This is a genomic window from Escherichia sp. E.sYA108 (assembly GCF_011754335.1).
Lineage (GTDB): Bacteria > Pseudomonadota > Gammaproteobacteria > Enterobacterales > Enterobacteriaceae > Escherichia > Escherichia coli.
Window position 1 is genome coordinate 2,026,675 of sequence record NZ_JAAQVZ010000001.1, and the last position, 20,056, is coordinate 2,046,730.

Annotated in this window: 13 protein-coding genes, 3 tRNA genes and 1 pseudogene; 7 read left to right on the plus strand and 10 right to left on the minus strand. The window is 47.1% G+C overall.

Annotated elements, in window-relative coordinates:
- Window positions 1-10 precede the first annotated feature (10 nt).
- The 4 genes from clbO to clbS are packed head-to-tail and all read left to right on the plus strand — an operon-like array spanning window position 11 to window position 5,259.
- A complete protein-coding gene (clbO, locus tag HBM92_RS09395; RefSeq protein ID WP_001029878.1) occupies window positions 11-2,470 on the plus strand; it encodes a colibactin polyketide synthase ClbO in 2,460 nt (819 codons plus the stop codon).
- Between the two features lie 12 nt (window positions 2,471-2,482).
- Complete coding sequence (gene clbP / locus HBM92_RS09400) at window positions 2,483-3,997, plus strand: precolibactin peptidase ClbP (protein WP_002430641.1); 1,515 nt, start codon at window positions 2,483-2,485, stop codon at window positions 3,995-3,997.
- Complete coding sequence (gene clbQ, locus HBM92_RS09405) at window positions 3,990-4,712, plus strand: colibactin biosynthesis thioesterase ClbQ (protein WP_000065646.1); 723 nt, start codon at window positions 3,990-3,992, stop codon at window positions 4,710-4,712. Before clbP ends, clbQ begins: the two co-directional genes overlap by 8 nt.
- A gap of 34 nt (window positions 4,713-4,746) precedes the next feature.
- Window positions 4,747-5,259 (plus strand): colibactin self-protection protein ClbS, encoded by a 513-nt coding sequence (gene clbS, locus HBM92_RS09410; protein WP_000290498.1) that lies wholly within the window; start codon window positions 4,747-4,749, stop codon window positions 5,257-5,259.
- Between the two features lie 279 nt (window positions 5,260-5,538).
- On the opposite strand, the gene HBM92_RS09415 is transcribed toward clbS, so the two are convergent.
- From HBM92_RS09415 to yeeO, 3 genes are all read right to left on the minus strand, one after another.
- The gene (locus tag HBM92_RS09415; protein ID WP_000055671.1) at window positions 5,539-6,810 is read right to left on the minus strand and encodes a tyrosine-type recombinase/integrase; all 1,272 of its coding nucleotides are present in this window, start codon (window positions 6,808-6,810) and stop codon (window positions 5,539-5,541) included.
- Between the two features lie 161 nt (window positions 6,811-6,971).
- Window positions 6,972-7,047: transfer RNA gene (locus HBM92_RS09420), tRNA-Asn, on the minus strand.
- Window positions 7,048-7,147: 100 nt separating this feature from the next.
- Complete coding sequence (gene yeeO / locus HBM92_RS09425) at window positions 7,148-8,635, minus strand: toxic metabolite efflux MATE transporter YeeO (RefSeq protein WP_017686620.1); 1,488 nt, start codon at window positions 8,633-8,635, stop codon at window positions 7,148-7,150.
- Window positions 8,636-8,795: 160 nt separating this feature from the next.
- Between yeeO and HBM92_RS09430 the strand changes: the two genes are divergently transcribed.
- Window positions 8,796-8,871 (plus strand) — tRNA-Asn (locus HBM92_RS09430).
- A gap of 37 nt (window positions 8,872-8,908) precedes the next feature.
- Here the strand turns inward: HBM92_RS09430 and cbl are convergent.
- Both cbl and nac read right to left on the minus strand, forming a co-directional pair.
- Window positions 8,909-9,859 (minus strand): HTH-type transcriptional regulator Cbl, encoded by a 951-nt coding sequence (gene cbl / locus HBM92_RS09435; protein ID WP_001011024.1) that lies wholly within the window; start codon window positions 9,857-9,859, stop codon window positions 8,909-8,911.
- A 101-nt stretch (window positions 9,860-9,960) separates the two neighbouring features.
- Window positions 9,961-10,878: a nitrogen assimilation transcriptional regulator NAC gene (gene nac / locus HBM92_RS09440; protein WP_001011492.1), complete on the minus strand. Its 918-nt coding sequence runs from the start codon at window positions 10,876-10,878 to the stop codon at window positions 9,961-9,963.
- Window positions 10,879-11,204: 326 nt separating this feature from the next.
- Between nac and HBM92_RS09445 the strand changes: the two genes are divergently transcribed.
- Window positions 11,205-11,280 (plus strand) — tRNA-Asn (locus tag HBM92_RS09445).
- Between the two features lie 453 nt (window positions 11,281-11,733).
- Here the strand turns inward: HBM92_RS09445 and HBM92_RS09450 are convergent.
- The 3 genes from HBM92_RS09450 to shiA all read right to left on the minus strand — a co-directional run bounded on the left by HBM92_RS09450 (window position 11,734) and on the right by shiA (window position 15,665).
- Complete coding sequence (locus tag HBM92_RS09450) at window positions 11,734-12,450, minus strand: YebC/PmpR family DNA-binding transcriptional regulator (protein WP_000532923.1); 717 nt, start codon at window positions 12,448-12,450, stop codon at window positions 11,734-11,736.
- Between the two features lie 342 nt (window positions 12,451-12,792).
- Window positions 12,793-14,247: an AMP nucleosidase gene (gene amn, locus HBM92_RS09455; protein ID WP_001060232.1), complete on the minus strand. Its 1,455-nt coding sequence runs from the start codon at window positions 14,245-14,247 to the stop codon at window positions 12,793-12,795.
- A gap of 101 nt (window positions 14,248-14,348) precedes the next feature.
- Entirely contained in the window at window positions 14,349-15,665 is a 1,317-nt protein-coding gene (gene shiA / locus HBM92_RS09460) for a shikimate transporter (RefSeq protein WP_000378562.1), read from the minus strand.
- A gap of 314 nt (window positions 15,666-15,979) precedes the next feature.
- Here shiA and HBM92_RS09465 point away from each other — a divergent pair, with 314 nt between their 5' ends.
- Window positions 15,980-17,032 (plus strand): glycosyltransferase family 9 protein, encoded by a 1,053-nt coding sequence (locus HBM92_RS09465; protein WP_000480495.1) that lies wholly within the window; start codon window positions 15,980-15,982, stop codon window positions 17,030-17,032.
- Between the two features lie 160 nt (window positions 17,033-17,192).
- Here the strand turns inward: HBM92_RS09465 and HBM92_RS09475 are convergent.
- A pseudogene (locus HBM92_RS09475) lies at window positions 17,193-19,324 on the minus strand (Ig-like domain-containing protein); the annotation flags it as partial.
- On the minus strand, window positions 19,251-20,000 hold the full coding sequence (locus HBM92_RS09480) for an inverse autotransporter beta domain-containing protein (protein WP_000039786.1): 750 nt from the start codon (window positions 19,998-20,000) through the stop codon (window positions 19,251-19,253). The gene HBM92_RS09480 and the pseudogene HBM92_RS09475, both read right to left, overlap by 74 nt.
- Window positions 20,001-20,056 lie beyond the last annotated feature (56 nt).

The following is a 20,056-nucleotide window of genomic DNA, read 5'->3' on the forward strand; positions in this document are numbered from 1 at the left end:
GAATACAACAATGGCAAAGGATGATTTTACCTGTGGCTCACTGGATATTGCCATTATTGGCATGAGCGGGCGTTTTTCCGGTGCGGAATCGGTGCCCGAGTGGTGGGATAAGTTGCTGGCGGGTGAGGAGTTCACTCAACCGACATGCACAGAAGACGATAATGGGAACCCTTGGATTAGGCTGCGCAATATAATCACCGCTCCCTATGACTTCGATGCTGCATTTTTCAATATTCCGCCTGGCGAAGCCCTGTTGATGGATCCGCAACAACGAATATTTCTTGAATGCTGCTACAACGCTCTTGAGCATGCGGGCTATATTCCCACGCAACTTAAGCGAGTCGGCGTCTATGGGGCGACCTACGCCAATAACTATTTTATCGATCGCGTCTATCCATACCTGAAGATGAGCGGCGATCACCATTATCTTCAGGCGCAGATTGGTAACGAAAAGGATTACTTGTGTGCTCAGGTTGCCTACAAGTTGGGGTTTACCGGACCCGCTGTGAGTGTACAGACCGCCTGTTCCAGTTCGTTGGTGGCAGCATATTTAGCATGCGAGGGGTTATTGACTTTTCAAGCCGATGTTGCGTTGGCAGGTGGGGTCACCTTGGGTTTTTTACAGGCGCACGGCTACAGTCCGCAAGGTGATAAGCTGGTATCGCAAGACGGACACTGCGCCCCGTTTAGCGCTGAGGCGACCGGCACGGTATACAGCAGCGGTGCGGGAGTTGTGGTGCTAAAACGTCTTGAGGATGCACTACGCGACCAAGACAGAGTGTATGCGGTGATTAAAGGAGGTGCGGTAAATAACGACGGCGGGCGTCGGCTGGGGTTTGTCGCCCCCAGCGTAGAAGGACAGGTAGAAGCGATCAATACGGCGCTTGCCGCCGCAGAAGTCGTACCGACTGATATCGCACTGATCGAAACGCACGGTACCGGTACCCCGTTGGGTGATGAGATTGAGCTTGAAGCTCTGCACCGGGTTTTCGCACCGGCATGTGCGCCGCACAGCATTCAATTGGGTGCGGTAAAAGCCAACTTGGGTCACCTGGGAGTCGCTTCCGGTATCGTCAGCTTAATGAAAACCGCACTGACGCTATATACTGGTTTAGTTCCCCCGCAGATCAACCTAGTAAATAAACATAAAAAACTGTTGCAGCCAGCCTCGCCATTTTATCTCAGTGATGTAGTGACTTCTGTCCCACAAACGAAAAGGATCCATGCCACCGTTAGTTCGTTTGGGCTGGGAGGGACCAATGCTCATTTGGTTCTGCAAAACTGGTGCGAGACGCCTGCGCAAGCGGTGCAAGAAAATGAGCGCCGCCTGTTTTTCTTCAGCGCCAAAACGCCATTAGCCCTTAGACAACAGTTGGATGCTCATTATCACGCTCTGGCGACCTATGCGGAAGCAGATAAAGATCGTATCGCCTATACTCTCGCGCAACGCCGGGCACATTTCCCGTATCGCTGTGCGCTGGCGGCAGACAGTGTGGTAGCGTTGCGTGCAAGTTTGGCGAAACTGCGGGATGCTGACATGTCTTTTACCCCTATCAATATGGAAACTACCTTGGTGTTCCTATATCCGGACCGGGACGATAAGCTGGAGAGTGCCCTGACGCATTTGCTGGCTTGTCAACCTAACTTGCGCCAGCGGCACCAGCGCCTGTCTCAGGATGTTGCACAAATCTGCGAACCAGCCGATTGGACGCCAGCATTGCGTCAGTTTATCCAGCAGGTGAGTCTTAGTGAATGGCTGATCGAACAAAGTATCTCGCCTGTGCAGCACATCGGTTACCTGACGGGGGCTGCAGCAGCGCAGTATGTTGCGCGCATCATCTCACTGGAAAACGCTGTTCAGCAGGTGATTGTGGCTGAAACGACACCGGAGCAGACGCTGGCCGGCAACAGTGAACTGAGCGAAATATTGGCTAATCTGGCGGTGACGGAGGGAACGCTGATGCTGGAAATCGGTCGCGCGGGGACGTTTTCCATATTGTATCACCAGCATGCGCAGTGGGTTGGGCAAACAGTATTTTCCCCCATGCTGAATACGGATACGCCTGAGGACATCCTGCCGCTGTTGGGCACTCTTTGGCAACGAGGAGTGACTATTTGTTTACCGGAAATGCCAGCCGTGCAGACTATAGGCTTACCCGGTTATTCGTTTGATCGCGTCCGGTATGAAATTCAGTCCAGTGATGCGAGAGAGAACGCTATGTTACCAGTGAGTTATTTGTCGGTCAGCGACTTTGTGGAGAAAACCTGGCGTTCATTGTTATGCATCGATCATTATGACGAACACGCGGTTATTTTCGAATACGGAGCGACCTCGATGCACGTTATCTCTTTCGTCGACAGCTGTAACCACATTTATAAAATCGGACTGACTGCCGCCGATATTTATGCCAGACCCGCTATCCGTGAGCACAGTGAATTTATCTCCGAATGTGTTGATGGTATTTTATGAGGTGTTCACAGGATGACAATAATGGAACACGTTAGCATTAAAACATTATATCATCTCCTGTGCTGTATGCTGCTCTTTATTTCCGCTATGTGCGCTTTGGCGCAAGAACATGAGCCTATCGGGGCGCAAGATGAGCGCCTGTCGACATTAATTCACCAACGGATGCAGGAGGCCAAGGTCCCAGCCCTTTCCGTAAGTGTGACCATTAAGGGGGTACGTCAGCGATTTGTCTACGGTGTTGCCGATGTGGCTAGTCAGAAAGCGAATACTCTAGACACAGTTTACGAGCTGGGATCGATGAGTAAGGCGTTTACCGGACTTGTGGTGCAAATACTGATTCAGGAAGGCAGACTCCGGCAAGGGGATGATATCATTACCTATCTGCCGGAAATGCGCTTGAATTATCAGGGAAAACCTGCTTCCCTGACCGTGGCTGATTTCCTTTATCATACATCAGGATTGCCTTTTTCAACACTGGCTCGGCTGGAAAACCCTATGCCTGGGAGCGCTGTGGCACAGCAACTGCGCAACGAGAATCTGCTGTTTGCGCCGGGTGCGAAGTTTAGCTATGCCTCCGCCAATTATGATGTGTTGGGCGCGGTGATTGAAAATGTGACGGGAAAAACCTTTACAGAGGTCATTGCGGAACGACTCACGCAGCCGCTGGGCATGTCGGCGACTGTGGCAGTTAAGGGGGATGAGATTATTGTCAACAAGGCAAGCGGCTATAAACTGGGATTCGGCAAACCCGTTCTGTTTCATGCGCCTCTGGCCCGGAACCATGTTCCTGCCGCCTATATCCATAGCACTCTGCCTGATATGGAAATATGGATAGACGCCTGGTTGCACAGAAAGGCTTTGCCGGCAACGCTGCGTGAGGCGATGAGTAACAGTTGGCGTGGTAATAGTGATGTTCCGCTTGCCGCAGACAATCGTATCCTCTATGCCAGCGGTTGGTTTATCGACCAGAATCAAGGCCCTTACATCAGTCACGGTGGGCAGAATCCAAACTTTTCTTCTTGCATTGCGTTGCGACCGGATCAGCAGATTGGCATTGTTGCGCTGGCAAATATGAATTCGAATCTGATACTACAGCTTTGCGCGGATATCGATAATTATCTGCGCATTGGCAAATATGCTGACGGCGCTGGTGATGCAATTACAGCCACCGATACCCTTTTCGTCTACCTCACGTTGTTGCTGTGTTTTTGGGGGGCGGTGGTTGTAGTGCGCGGTGCTTTCCGTGTTTATCGCGCAACGGCGCATGGCCCTGGAAAACAGCAGAGGTTACGTTTACGCGTACGTGACTATATCATCGCCTTGGCGGTTCCTGGGCTCGTGGCCGCCATGCTCTATGTCGCACCGGGTATACTATCTCCAGGACTTGACTGGCGTTTTATCTTGGTATGGGGTCCATCGAGCGTGTTGGCGATACCGTTCGGAATTATCCTGTTAGCTTTCGTTCTGACATTAAATCATCAAATTAAACGAATTCTATTACACAACAAGGAGTGGGACGATGAGTAATATCAGTTTGTATTGTTTGCCATATTCAGGTGGTTCTGCCGCCATGTATTATAAATGGCGTAGCGTGCTGTCGGACAATATTACTTTGCGGCCTTTAGAACCTGCGGGGAGGGGAACTAGAATACGCCAGCCGCTGTGTCTTACGATGGTGGATGCCGTCGCTGACCTTTATCAACAATTTGTGAAACACTACACAGGTGGAGACTACGCCATTTTTGGGCATAGTCTCGGAGGGATCATGGCCTTCGAACTGGTGCATTATATTCTCGATCATGGACATGACATGCCATGCGCGCTGTTTTTTTCCGGCTGTCGCCCACCCGATCGGGCCTCTCATGAAGTAATACTGCATACCTTGCCCGATCAGGCGTTTATGGAAGAGATCGTCAAGCTGGGCGGAACTCCGGTTGATGTCTTTCGTAATAAAGAGTTAATGACAATTTTCACCCCCATCATTAAAAACGATTATCGGCTCTATGAGCAGTATGTATTTCAGGCCAAGGCGCGCACATTAACCTGTCCGATCGTGCTATTTCATGGCGATGCTGACAATCTGGTAATGCAGGATGAATTACTTGCATGGGAAAAATTCACCACACGAAAGACGCGGACTATTATATTTCCTGCTGCCGATCATTTTTTTGTCGATAAGCATTTTGAACAGGTGGTAGGTTATGTGAACCAGACGATTGAATCACTCGAAATAGTAGGGTAGAAATAGTTGTGTAACTATACAAGGAGCAATAGATATGGCTGTTCCATCATCAAAAGAAGAGTTAATTAAAGCTATTAATAGTAATTTTTCTTTATTAAATAAGAAGCTAGAATCTATTACGCCCCAACTCGCCTTTGAACCTCTATTGGAAGGGCACGCGAAGGGGACTACGATTAGCGTAGCGAATCTGGTTTCCTATCTGATTGGCTGGGGAGAGCTGGTGTTACACTGGCATGACCAAGAGGCAAAAGGAAAAACTATTATTTTTCCTGAGGAAGGATTTAAATGGAATGAATTGGGGCGTTTAGCACAGAAATTCTACCGTGACTATGAGGATATTACAGAGTACGAAGTTTTATTGGCACGGTTAAAGGAAAATAAGCAGCAACTCGTGGCTTTGATTGAACGATTCAGTAACGATGAGCTTTACGGTAAACCTTGGTATAATAAATGGACCCGAGGTCGTATGATTCAATTTAATACCGCCTCGCCTTATAAAAATGCTTCGGGGAGGTTAAATAAACTGCAGAAATGTCTTGCAGAATAGCGGGGTGCTTACCGTTTGCCTCCCCACTGATGATTTTTCCGGGCAGCGATGAGTGTGGACTGGCGGCACTATCACCCGCTGCTCCGGAACATATTCTGGTTAATGATACGGATAAAATGTGTAAGACAATAAGTCTACTTAACATAAGCACATGCGAACGCATGTGTATTAAGAACCATGATGTCCTGGACGACTTAGAAGATGAAAAACGGCCTGTGGATGAAAAGCCGTATCAGCGTTTGCTGATACGGCCTGGTTCTTTACAAGATTATTCATAAGTCAGGTTACTGCGAGATTAATGTTTTGCTGACTCCAGATGTACGGGGGCACCCAGATTTCACTGCACATATCCAGATAATCCGACCACCACTGCATCATGTCCATGCGGGCTTCCATATGTTCGGCCTTATGAATGTAAGCCAGACGCACAGTGTTGCGCTCTTGGTGACTCATCTGACGCTCCACTGCATCTTGCGACCATAAACCGGATTCCATCAGCGCGCTACACGCCATTGCCCGGAAACCATGACCGCAGATATCTTGTTTCGTGTTGTATCCCATCTGGCGAAGTGCCTTATTGATAGTATTTTCACTCATCGGCTTGTAGGGGTCATGATAGCCGGGGAACACCAGTTCATACCCGACAGATATTTCCTTAATCCTTTTCAGAATAGAGATAACCTGCTCAGAAAGGGGCACAATATGCGGTGTACGCATTTTGGCACCTCGACTGGAATAACGTACGCCTGCAATCGCTTCGCGTGTGGCAGGTATCGTCCAGATCCGATTTCTGAAGTTAATCTCTGTCCAACGAGCATAGCGCAGTTCACTTGAGCGAATGAACACATGCAACGTCAGCAGGACTGCAAGCCTGGTGAGTTCCCGTCCTTGGTGATAACTGTCAATCCGTTCAAGCAGCTCAGGAAGGCGCTCCAGTGGCAGGGTGGGATAATGTCGTCTGGCGGGAGAAGCCGTCACGCCGTCAAGATTTGCAGCTGGGTTGATTTCGATTAACCCCTGATGAACAGCATAACGCATAATGTTGCTGAGGTGTTGCCGCGAGCGGGACGCAACTTCAAGCAAGCCCTTTTCCTCAATGCCTTTCAGTAATTCAATGAAATGACGTGATTTAAGCTCGGTAACTGGTAGATGCCCGATGGTCGGAAAGACATGTCTGTTCAGACGGGCAAGCACGCGATCTGCGGTATTCTGCGACCATTTTTTCTTGCTACTGTGCCACTCCAGTGCCACGGATTTAAACATTTTCTCCTGCATGCGCGAGCCGCGTTCAGCGGCACGTTGCTGCGCCGGGTTGATGTTCAGCGCCAGCATCTTACGGATGCCTTCGCGCTGCTGGCGGGCGTCAGACAGGGAGACGGCAGGGTAGGCACCCAGTGCAATACGGGATTCTTTGCCATTAATACGGTATTTAAGATACCAGAGACGGGAACCGCCTGGTTTGACCAGCAGATACAGACCGTGGGAATCGGAGACTTTAAAGGGTTTATCAGTGGGCTTGAGACTACGGATTTTTGCGTCGTTAAGGGACATATGGGGGTCACTCCATTATCGAACTAACCTGACCCCAGATTTGACCACCAATTTTTCCCGATGCAGAGGGTAAAATCAAAATGCACCGGGAAGAGTTTTCACGCTAACCTGTTGAATAAAAATAACATAAGGATTCGCAAGGATGCATGAAAGCAGGAAATTGGCTCCTCTGACTGGACTCGAACCAGTGACATACGGATTAACAGTCCGCCGTTCTACCGACTGAACTACAGAGGAATCGTGAGAACGAGGCGAATATTAGCGATGCCCACCCACAATGTCAAAGCCTGTTTTTTAAATTTGAAATCGTTTGCTGAAATAATCTGCATTTTGTCGTTTATTCCGATACAACTGGCTTTTTTTCACACTTTTGCGGCTCGGATCGAGGGTATTTCCATAGCCAACGTCCAGTAACCATTCGCCAGTAAAACAGCACGGCCCGCACAGCCCAGTCGGCAAACATTCCCATCCAGACGCCAACCACACCCCAGCCAAGCATGATTCCCAGCACATAACCGACTACAACCCGACAACTCCACATGCTCAACATCGAAACCCACATGGCGTAACGGGCATCACGAGCACCTTTAAATCCAGCGGGTAGCACCCATGAGGCGGACCAAATAGGCATAAATAAAGCATTTAGCCAAATCAGAATCACAACGACGTGTTTAACCTGTGGATCCTGGGTGTAAAACGATGCCATAACCCCGGCAAAGGGAGCCGTTAGCCAGGCGATGGCCGTTAATCCAAGAGTGGACAGCCAGAACACATGCCGCAACTGAATCTCTGCTTGCGCTATCTGCCCTACCCCCAACCTTCGGCCTGTAATGATCGTAGAAGCAGAACCGAGCGCACTTCCGGGTAAGTTGATAAGAGCCGCAATTGAGAACGCGATAAAATTTCCGGCAATAACGCTGGTCCCCATCCCGGCAACGAACATTTGGGTTAATAACCGACCACTGGTAAATAACACTGATTCGACACTCGCTGGAATACCAATCCCCATGACTTCCCAGATAATGCTAAAATTCAGCGGTTTAAAATAGCTCTTTAACGAAATCCTTAGCGCAGGATTAAAACCAATCGCCAGCACCCACAAAATTGCAACTGCGCCAATATAACGAGAAATGGTTAAACCCAACCCAGCCCCGACAAATCCCAGTCCCGGCCAGGAGAAAAGGCCGTAAATCAATATGCCGCTAATAATAATATTAAGAATATTCAGGCTACCGTTAATCAGTAGCGGTATTTTCGTATTCCCTGCACCACGAAGTGCCCCGCTACCAATAAGAGTGATGGCAGCTGCTGGATAACTGAGTACGGTCAGCTCCAGATAAGTCAACGCCAGTGCTTTAACGTCTGTCGTGGCATCACCCGCGACGAAATCAATAATTTGTTCGCCAAAATGATGAATTAGCGTTGCCAACAGTACGGCAAACAACGTCATGATCACCAATGACTGCCGCGTCGCCACCCTCGCTCGTCGTCGATCTCGCTTACCGAGACTAAATGCTACAACGACAGTAGTACCAAGATCGATAGCTGCAAAAAAAGCCATAATGACCATATTGAAGCTGTCCGCCAACCCCACGCCGGCCATCGCATCTTTTCCCAGCCAGCTGACCAGAAAAGTGCTCAGGACCCCCATCAACAGGACACAGGCGTTCTCCATGAAGATAGGAACAGCAAGCGGGGTTATCTCGCGCCAGAACAACACTTTGTAGCTCTTGCGTTTAGAGTGCCAGCGAGTGCCGTGAACAACCTGGCGTAAAGCAGAGGAGATATTCAAAGCCGACCTTAATTGCAGAAAGTGAAACCACATTTCAAATGATGAGGGAGAATCAGCAAAGCTGCAAAGATTTTCGCCAACAAATTGTCTGCAAATGCAACAAACTGTTGATAGAAACGGCAAACAGTTGGGAAATTTAAAAATCGGGTTTGACAAAATATTTTTCGCCGTTAAGATGTGCCTCAACAGCGATTCCTCTGTAGTTCAGTCGGTAGAACGGCGGACTGTTAATCCGTATGTCACTGGTTCGAGTCCAGTCAGAGGAGCCAAATTTCTGAAAAGCCCGCTTTTATAGCGGGCTTTTTGCTATATCTGATAATCAATTTCCTCTTCACTGTTTTCCATCACCTGGCGCTTGATATCCTCAACTGACAGTCCTGCATTACAAAGTTCCAGAAAGCGCCAGACATAGTTACGCTGAAGTTGCCCTCGCTTCAGTCCCAACCAGACAGTATTAGCATCGAAAAGATGCCGCGTATCCAGGCGGATTAAATTCTTTTCCTCTTGTTCGCCGCTGGATTGTTCGGCAACTAATCCGATCCCAAGCCCAAGAGCAACATAGGTTTTAATGACATCAGAATCCTGTGCACTTAATACAATATCTGCCGGCAAACCTTTGCGGGCAAATGCGTCATCAATGCGTGAGCGCCCCGTAATCCCCTGTCGGTAAGTAATTAACGGCCACTTCGCTATTGATTCCAGCGTCAACGGTGTAATTTGCGTCAAGGGATGATCGAGTGGAACAAGCAAACTATGGTGCCAACGAAACCACGGGAAGGCGACGAGCTGCGGGTCATTACTCAAACGCTCGCTGGCGATACCAATATCAGCTTCGCCATTTTGCAACAACGTCGCAATTTCCTGTGGTGTACCCTGGATTAGCTCCAGCCGAACCTCCGGGAAAAGTTCGCGAAAAGCTTTAATGACCTCAGGCAAGCTATAACGTGCCTGAGTATGCGTCGTTGCAATAGTGAGAACGCCAGACGTATCGTTGGTAAACAGGTCTGCGAGCCGACGAACATTACTGGCTTCATTCAGAATGCGTTCTGCAATGACCAGTAATGCTTTGCCCGGTTCAGTCATGCCCAGCAGTCGCTTACCTCGTCGAACAAATATTTCGATGCCAAGTTCATCCTCCAGTTCCCGAATATGACGGCTAACGCCTGACTGTGAGGTAAAAAGCATATTCGCAACCTCTGTCAGGTTGTAATCCTGACGTGCAGCCTCGCGGATTATCTTTAGTTGTTGGAAATTCACGGTAAACTCCGGGCAGTTCAGATATCCCGTTATTGTTAAAGTCTAATGCCCGGCATAACAAATAATAAAAACCCGCATCTTATTCCATCCCGATATAACGCTTAGCTCACCAATTGCCACTGCCTTTTTTCCATCACTGGAGAACTAATCACTGACATTAACAACTCTTTCACTGCCTGTGCCTGTGGTGACAAGTTTGCTCTGGCGGGTAAATTTAAGGACAAAGAGAGACTCATTGAAGGAGTGGTAATGCGTGACATCCACCCATTTACTGCGCCACATAACGAACGCGCAGCCGATTCAGGTAATATTGCAACGCCCATGCCGCTGGCAATCGCTGCGGTAAGCGTGGCAATAGACTCAATTTCACCAATGACTTTTGCCGTGAGCCGCCGTAGGGAAAAAGCCTCATCAACACGAAGTCTAACAGCGCTGTAATCACTGGGGAGAAAAAGGTTCATTTGCGCAATAGCATTAACATCAACGCTTTGCCCCGGGCAATCTTGAGTTCCTACCAGGAAAAGATCTTCTCTCAGCAAAGCCTGACTGGATACCCCAGCCACAGGGGAATGCTCATAAATCACCGCCATATCGAGTTGGTGATTTATCAGTTTTTCGTTAAGCACTGCACCACTATTTTCATGAAGATAGATAACGACCTCCGGGAATTCAGCGCGAACCGCCTGTAATAAGGGCATGGTGATGGATGACGCAGCGGTTCCTGGCGCAAAGCCAATCGAGACTTGCCCCGATAATGACTGACCAACGTTATGCACCGCCAGTTGGGCCTGCTCACACTGACGTAAAATGGCCCGTGCATGGGTATAGAGAATTTTTCCGGCGCCTGTTGGCGTAACGCCCCGTTTTGTGCGAATCAAAAGCTGTTGATTTAACTCACCTTCCAGTGTGGCAACCTGCTGGCTGAGCGCTGGTTGTGCAATATGCAATACTTCAGCAGCCTGGGTCAGGCTACCAATATCTACAATTTTTACGAAGTATTTCAGGCGTCTGAAGTTCATGTTGCCTCCGGTTTTTAAGAATCGGCCCAAGTGCCGCCATTACTTACAACCAGAATGCAAGATGCTTGCCAGTTCTATTTTAGCGTTGATGCGCAAGCTAACCAACTGTCAAATAAGAGATTATGATAGATTCGTCATTGGCCCTTTTTATCAGCAGTCGCATTCACCTGCCCTATAAAAGGGGGGTATGCACCACGATGGTTCATTACCCAATAAGATTGAAAGCTCACCACTTTGTTGAAATTGTCAGCAAACAAACAAAAAAATGCATTTCACCCTTTGACATCACCATGCACTGCCATTAATATGCGCCCCGTTCACACGATTCCTCTGTAGTTCAGTCGGTAGAACGGCGGACTGTTAATCCGTATGTCACTGGTTCGAGTCCAGTCAGAGGAGCCAAATTTTAGTTTTGAGACATCTCTATGAGTCTCAGGACAGTTAAAAAATAAAAATTATTTTTACCCGGTCACTTTGTAAAAAAGTGGTCGGGTTTTTGATTTCTGTGTTTCGTGCGCTTAATCGAGTCTCACGCTTCAGTGAGCAAATTGCCCCTCCCCAACAGACATCACGATTCACAAGGTCAAAAATTCTGTTCCATGAAGTACCGTACAAAGATAAAGAGAAAAATGCCTTATGCGGGATGTAGCTGTCGCGTCTTTATCGGGAAACTATACGTAATTGCCACTTTGTCTTCGGTAATCAGAAAAAGAAGACCTGCCATTTTAATAAATATTATTTCTCTGGGAACGGGGATTTTTTATAAGCAATATGACGAGTTAAACATTATATTTTTATAAGGATTATATGAGATTAAAGAAATCTGCCATAAAGACAGATTTCTTTAACATATAATTAGAGATTTGCGACGTTATGATAAACTTTTTGTACATCGTCGTCATCTTCAAGGGCATCAACAAGCCCTTCAAAGATTTCTAAATCTTCTGGGGAAAGCTCAACTTCAGATTGAGCAATCATTTCTAATTCTGTTGTTGAGAACTCAGTGATTCCAGCTGCTTTTAGCGCCGCGATTCCTTTATGAAGGTCAGTAGGTTCAGTATAAATAACAATATTACCTTCTTCTTCAGTTACATCACGAACATCAACTTCAGCTTCAAGCAAAATTTCAAAAATATGGTCAGGGTCTGTTCCTTTAAATACAATCACACCCGTATTGTCAAACATATAGCTGACAGAACCTGCCGCTCCGATATTGCCGCCTTTTTTATTGAAAATTGTGCGAACGTTAGCAATCGTACGGTTAACATTTGAAGTCAATGTCTCAGCAATAATCATTGAGCCATTAGGACCAAAGCCTTCATAACGTCCCTGTACGAACGTTTCATCTCCACCGCCTTTGGCTTTATCAATTGCTTTATCAATAACGTGCTTTGGAACTTGTGCCTGCTTTGCACGTTCAATAACGAATTTTAAAGATGTGTTTAATTCTGGATCGGGTTCACCTTGTTTGGCAGCAGCATAGATTTCTACACCGAATTTTGCATAAATTTTAGACGTTGCACCGTCTTTAGCCGTTTTTTTAGCAACAATATTGGCCCATTTACGTCCCACTGGAATGATCTCCTCGAAAATTTATTTACATTACTGGTAAATCGTTAACATGTGTTAATTCAGCATATTATATCATAACAGGAAAAATCTCGTCTATTAGAAATAAAAATATTCTAAAGCCATAATCTTATATTTAATTTTATAAAAACTAATGTTGTTGGCGGGATTTTTTATAATTGTGTTTTGAAAGCATACTTGCTTTTAATATGTGGAAATCATTAAGACGATAATAAAACTCGCATCTGCCCAAGGAAGCAAACAGCCCGCGTTTATTGCAGGCTATTTGCCAGATGTCTTACTTAATCCTTCACATCTATTTCTGATAAGAAGGTTCATAACTTATTATCGGAACGGCGGCTCATTAAAGGTTCGTAATTTACGTGAATGCAGTCGGTCGCCTTCTGCGCGCAGCAAATCGATCGCCCGAATGCCAATTTGCAGGTGTTCGGAAATAGCGCCTTCATAAAAACGGTTAGCCTGGCCGGGAAGCTTAATCTCACCATGTAACGGTTTATCTGAAACACACAGTAGTGTCCCGTATGGCACGCGGAAACGATATCCTTGCGCGGCAATGGTTGCACTTTCCATATCAATTGCTACGGCCCGGCTTAAGTTAAAACGAAGTGCAGAAGCTGAGTAACGTAACTCCCAGTTCCTGTCATCTGTGGTTACCACAGTACCTGTACGCAGCCGCTGTTTGACTTCCTCACCAGGCCTGCCGCTGACTAACTTGGTAGCGTCATAAAGCGCACGTTGCACTTCAGCAATGCTCGGAATAGGAATATCGGGCGGCAGAACCGCATCAAGAACGTGGTCATCGCGTAAATAAGCGTGTGCAAGGACATAATCTCCAATGGCCTGGCTTTCACGTAATCCGCCACAGTGACCAATCATCAACCAGACATCCGGGCGTAGCACTGCCAGATGATCGCAGATGGTTTTAGCATTGGACGGTCCCACGCCAATATTCACCAGAGTAATACCCCGACCATCAGCGGTAATTAAATGCCATGCTGGCATCTGGTGTTTTTTCCATGCAAGGTCGGAAATGGCTTCTTCTGGCGCTTCGGTTTCGGCAGTGATCCAGTTCCCGCCAGCACAAGAAAGGGCAATGTAGGGACTATCAGGATCGAGGATCTGGCTGCATCCCCAACGAACGAATTCATCCACATAACGTGTGTAGTTGGTAAACAAGACGAACGGTTGAAAATGTTCTACTGGCGTACCGGTATAATGGCGCAACCGTGCGAGGGAAAAATCAACCCGGCGAGCATCAAAATGCGATAACGGGGAGAATTCCGTTGGATGATAAATGCCGTCTGCAGTTTCATCGCCGATTTGCGCCAGTTCTGTTGTCGGGAAGTAGCGAGTTAAACCAGCGCTCATTGAGCGATCAAGTGTTAATTCAGAGCCATCGATGACATAAGGATAAGGGATTTCATGCTGCGAGGGTTGCACAGAGATATGCGCACCATAATCCTGATACAGCAACGTAAGTTGTTCATTGAGATACGAACGAAAGAGAGTAGGGCGAGTAATCGTGGTGGTGTAACTGCCTGCGTGAGTAAAACGACCAAATGCGCGCGTTTTGGGGGGATTAGTTGTGCTACCGTCCCAGGTTACGGTCAGTGATGGATAGACAAAAAGACCTTGTTTGCGGGCGTTTTCATCAGGTAATTCGCCACTTGTAATATATTTGCCAATGGCGTTGCGTAAAGCAACTACAGATTGCTCATACAGCGCGTCGAGTTTATCCAGTGCCTGAGCTGGGGTCAGACCGGAGCCCTTATTATTCATGTGTGTCTCCTGTTCCATACAATTACCGCACATCCGATAGTATGTCACAGGAATGTGAAACAAAAGTGTAAGGCGAAGATCGGATGATCTTCGCCAGGCTATTAAGCGCGTTGATTGTCTTTCATCAACAAAGCGGTCATTGCGGAAATCAGGCATCCAGCCAGCAAATAAATAGCGACGCTATGCCAGTTCCCGGCAAAGTAAGTGATGAGTGCAGCGGCAATAAAAGGCGTAAATCCACCGCCAACCACACTGGCAACCTGATAACCGACTCCAGCACCACTGTAGCGATAACTGGCACCAAACATTTCGGTAAACATCGGTTGTTGCACACACACCACCATGTCATGCGCAATGTTTGCCAGCATTATGGAGAAGAAAACTATCCAGAAAATAGATTGTGCTTCAAGCGCCATAAAGAAAGGAAATGCGCTCAACGTTCCGATCAACGCGCCTGTGATATAAACCCTGCGCCGACCAAAACGATCGGCAAGCCAGGCAAAACAGGGAATTGTCAGGCAGCTTAATCCACCGACCAGCAAACCAATATTAAGGAAAAGTTCGCGCGGTAACCCCATATTCTGGGTTGAATAATTAAGTGCAAAGGCAGTAACAATGTACATCGTCAGCAACTCGCACAGTCGTAGTGCAATAATCTTCAGAAAAGCACCGGGATGTCGTAACAGAGCTTCGATAACCGGGATGCGTTTTTTCGCGGCCGCTTGATTATGTTGCTGTTGTTCAAATTCCGCGGACTCCTCCATGCCATTGCGCACCCACAATGCTCCCAGTACCAGTACGATGCTAAACAGGAAAGGAATGCGCCAGCCCCAGCTTAAAAACTGTTCGTCAGTCGTCATCATACTGATCAATGAAACCAGTCCGGTTGAAAGCAGTAAACCTACTCCGTAGCCAACTTGTACACCGCTACTGTAAAAGGCTTTTTTATTTTTCGGCGCACTTTCAACGGAAAGCAACGCTGCGCCTCCCCATTCGCCGCCGACGGCAAATCCCTGAATGGCACGCAGTGTCACCAGCAAAATAGGTGCCCACCACCCAATGGTCGAGAATGAAGGAAGAATACCAATCAAGGCTGTCGCGATGCCCATCATCCAGACGGTCAGCATTAACATGCGCTTACGTCCCAGCCGGTCACCAAAGTGACCGAAAATGACACCGCCGAGCGGTCGGAAAAGGAAGCCGACACCAAAGGTGGCAAATGCGGCGAGCGTTCCCATCGCCGGGCTTACTTGCGGGAAAAACTCGCGATTAAACACCAGTGCGGCGGTAATGCCATAGAGTAAAAAATCATACCAGTCGACGACGGCACCAGCGAAACTGCCTAACGCAGCTCGTCGGGCGCGACTTAACGAAAGCGTCCCTTCATCGGGACGAGTGGAGATGAGCGTGGAGTCCATAATGATCCTGTTTGTACTGTCTTTTTATAATTAGTATGGAAAAGGTAACTCACATTGCCGTCGATCTATAAACGAACCTTATGAGACTACCTCGACAGAGCGCATCTGCAAATGATTTTATGGCTGATTAGCGGCAACATGAAAAATTCGATGGAAGATGAAAGCGCAGGAGTTGCTGGTGTTGTTTAAGGATTAAGCAGAGGGCCCACAGGTTCGAGATATGAAACATAAAAGTCCGCATATGCACAAAATTGCACCCTGATGATTCTGATAGACTGCATTGCATTATAACCAGTAGGGAGGCGAGGTTAGTTATGTTTTTAGTATCATTGTTGAGACGTATTGCATTTAGTTACTACGATTATAAAGCTTATAATTTTAATATTGAAAAAACAGACTTTGTTGTCATACATATTCCCGATCAGATTGGCGATGCTATGGCCATCTTTCCTGTTATTCGGGCGCTTGAATTGCATAAAATTAAGCATCTATTAATTGTTACGTCGACAATTAATTTAGAAGTCTTTAATGCGCTCAAACTTGAACAGACTAAATTAACATTAGTCACAATGACTATGCAGGATCACGCAACATTAAAAGAAATAAAAGATTTAGCGAAGAACATAACACTGCAATACGGTACGCCGGATCTTTGTATAGAGGCGATGCGTAAAAAGAACCTGAAAACGATGATATTTATCAGTCAGTTGAAAGCAAAAACGAATTTCCAGGTCGTCGGTTTAACCATGAAGTGCTATTCCCCTTTGTGTAAGAACGCGTCCCGGATGGATCAGAATCTCCGGACTCCTGTACCCATGACATGGGCATTTATGATGCGTGAGGCGGGTTTTCCGGCAGTCAGGTCAATATATGAATTGCCATTAAGCGATGATGTACTCGATGAGGTACGCGAGGAAATGCGATCGTTAGGATCTTACATTGCGCTCAATTTAGACGGTAGCTCGCAGGAACGTACATTTTCATTATCGATTGCAGAAAATCTAATAGCAAAAATTCAAAGTGAAACAGATATTCCAATAGTGATCGTTTATGGACCCAAAGGGGAAGATAAAGCCAGGGCATTAGTGGATTGTTATAATAATGTCTACCGTTTATCCTTATCACCCTCGATTAAACGTTCAGCAGCAATCATAAAAGATGCTTATATTGCAATAACTCCTGACACCTCAATATTACATATGGCAAGTGCCTATAATACCCCTGTTGTTGCAATTTATGCTGATTACAAAACGCGATGGCCCGCAATGGCCGATGTTTCGGAGTCAGTCGTCGTTGGGCAAAAAATTGACAATATAAGTCTGGATGAATTCGCAAAGGCATTAAAAAGTGTTTTGGCGAGAATTTGAGGCAGTACTTATGCATAGTAATGCCGATCTGTTATGAACGGTGGTGTCATCAATACTCTGAGGCTGGTCAATCATCACAGAAAACCAGCCTTTGGATCAAAGCAATACTCACCGAAAATGATCATAGTCACACCGAACGCGATTCAGGAGGAACTGTTTGGTAAATAGCACCACCGGATCTTGGGGGCGCTGTGATTATTACAGTATTGCTATCACCGTCATTTTTGAATGTCACTTTACCAGTAGCATCAACGCCTACCCAGGAGGCCGAGCTTGAAAACGAATAATCAGCCGCCGTTTTTCCTGGTGCAAAGTTGTCATTATTCAACTGATAATACGCCCCGGTAAATCCCTGCGAAGGGAATGAAGCTGTCGGTAGGTTTGCACTATTCACTGACACTGTACCCGTCATTGGTCTGGTTTCCGCGCTAATGAATTCTATCGTGGTACTCAGACCCGCCTGATGAACACCATTCAATACGGGGATCAGCGTTGCGATACCCTCTCCGCCTCCTGTAACAGTAGCTTTGTAATCACCGTTGATATTTTGACTGTAATCAATTGCGCTAATTTTCATATAGGGCACGTTTGTACCTGATTGCACAAATTCTATCCCTTAAGAAACTTTGATCGGATTGCCTGATATATCGTGCAGAACAAGATGTAGCTCAGCACTATCGGTAAAGTCCCCTTTCAGTGATGACTGGTTGTTCTTAAGGATGGACTGCGAGGCGTCTGCTGGGCCTGCCACTAGCGATATATCTACTGTTTGCATTCCACCTGCGCTTGTGACTGCGCTTACAGTGACGCTCCCCGTTATCTCACCTTTCACGCTTGTTGTCGCGATTCCGTTTTGATCGGTCACCGCTGTTAATGACGTTAATGTGGTGGAGCCGCTTTTTAAGGCGAAGTACACAGTGGGACCTTCGATCAGGTTACCACTGCCATCCTCAACCGTTGCCTTTAAGGTACTTAAATCACTGTTGGTGGCGGCGATAGTCGACGGATCAGCGATAAAGCTAGCAACATGTGCGGTGCTTGGGTTGCCAGTAACCTTCACGGTTGTCTGTGTCTGTATTGTGACGCCGTTATGGAACGATGCAGTCACCGTATATGTACCGACTTTATTGCTGGTCAGAACGACTGGAGCCTGACCTGAAGAGTTGGTTCTCACTTTTCCGCCACTTAACGTCGCACCTTCTAGCGTTACGCTAAAGTTGATGACCTGACCCTCCACTGGAGTGCCATTTGCAGAGGTTAGCGTTGCCGTCAGAGTAGCGCCTTTAGGAGCATTGACACCGATAAGCGGACTGGACGTGAGTGTCAGTTTTTCATCAATAGCCTCCAGTTGTTTCTCAAGTGAAGCTCCATTCGCTAGGGATGCTTTTACAGTATACGAGCCGTTTCTTTCAGGCGTCATGGTGACCTCGGCTACTCCCTGCGTATTAGTAGAGACCGTATTCTGGCTGATGATCATTTGCGAGGATGGCGCTGCACTGAATGTCGCGGGTTGATGCGTCACCGGGTTGCCAAACTGGTCGTTAACGTGAGCTTTAACTGCTATGTCTTGTGCGACCATGACCTGACCTTCAGGTATCTCCTGACTGGTAATCGTCGCAGAATTAACATCTACCTTGGCATTCAGTAATCGCGAGATGACTTCAGTAGGTTTATCTGCCAGAGAGGCTGAAACTGTTTTTAGTCCGACCTCGGTGCTTGTCACAAGAATTTCAGCGAAAACCTGATCATCCGTTTCAACGCTGGTGCTGCTTAGCGTGACGGAGGTTCCGCGGAAATTAACTTTTATACCTTCTACTGGGTTGCCGTTTCCATCAGTCACTGTTGCCTGTAGCCTGGTCATTCCAATGTTATTGGCGATGAAATTGTCCTCGGTAACGTTAAGATTAACCTGCGCAGTGAGCGTATCCGCAGTAAAGTTCACCACCAACTGCTCACTCTTACCGCCAACCATCGATGCTGTCACGGTATGAGCGCCTGCTTTTGTACCTTTCAGCGTGACTTTCGCTTTGCCATCGGCATCAGTAACCGCTTTGTCGCCATCGCTCAGCGTGAAGTTCGCCTTCACATCTTCCGGTAGAGTAAATGTTACCTCAGTGTTGGCTATCGCATTGCCCTCTGTATCAGCGACGGTGCTGTTAGTGTCGTGAGATCGTTATTGTCGGCAATCACCGGATCCTTCGAGGCTGCCAGCGTGATTTCAGCATTCGTGACGTTCGGCACATAGTTCACTGTTTGTTGCATCGAATCGCCATTTTCGAGGGTTGCCGTCACGGGAGTTCTTCAGGCTGAAATCTTCATCCACGCCCAGCGTGATTCTTGCGGTACCGAAGCGGCTTAACCAGTCTGTCATTACCCCTGAAGCCTGAGAAGAGGCCCATCCACGTGCTATGTTTGCCGCTTGCTCGCTGTTCATATCTTCGGCGAGCAGAGATCCAATTAGCTGTGAAGTACTGGCTATCTGTTGCTCAAGGTTGCCACTGCTGTTACCCGGCGGCGGGGTTAAATTTTTTTCACTAACTTGTGCCGGGACATCCAGTTCATCACCCGGGCGGACATTACGAACAAACGTACGAAACTGGTTGAGTTTGCGTAACAGGGGGGTATCTATAATTTGTTGCACAGGACAAATATATCTGGCTTCTGTACAGAGTCTTAAATTTTGACCATAAATAAAACCGTCCCTGTCAAGCATGCATAGTTTATCAAGTAGGTCTCCCACAAACTGCCTGAATTTTATTTTTCCATTAAAAGTTTGTATCTTCTTAAGTATCACAGGAGACTGGAAATAGACCGATAGTAGGATGTTGCCACTCAAGGCATGACGATAAATATCGCTAGGAGTAATTTTTTGTTTTATGGCTTTGGTAGTGATCTCAACTGCTTCCGTTATAGTGACCCATGTTGACATATAATGAGTTATAAGCAAAGGCTGATATTTTTTTGACATAATATTATCTCCTTCTACACAACAATTCGTTCCTTTAAGGAAAAAGATTGGTGTCA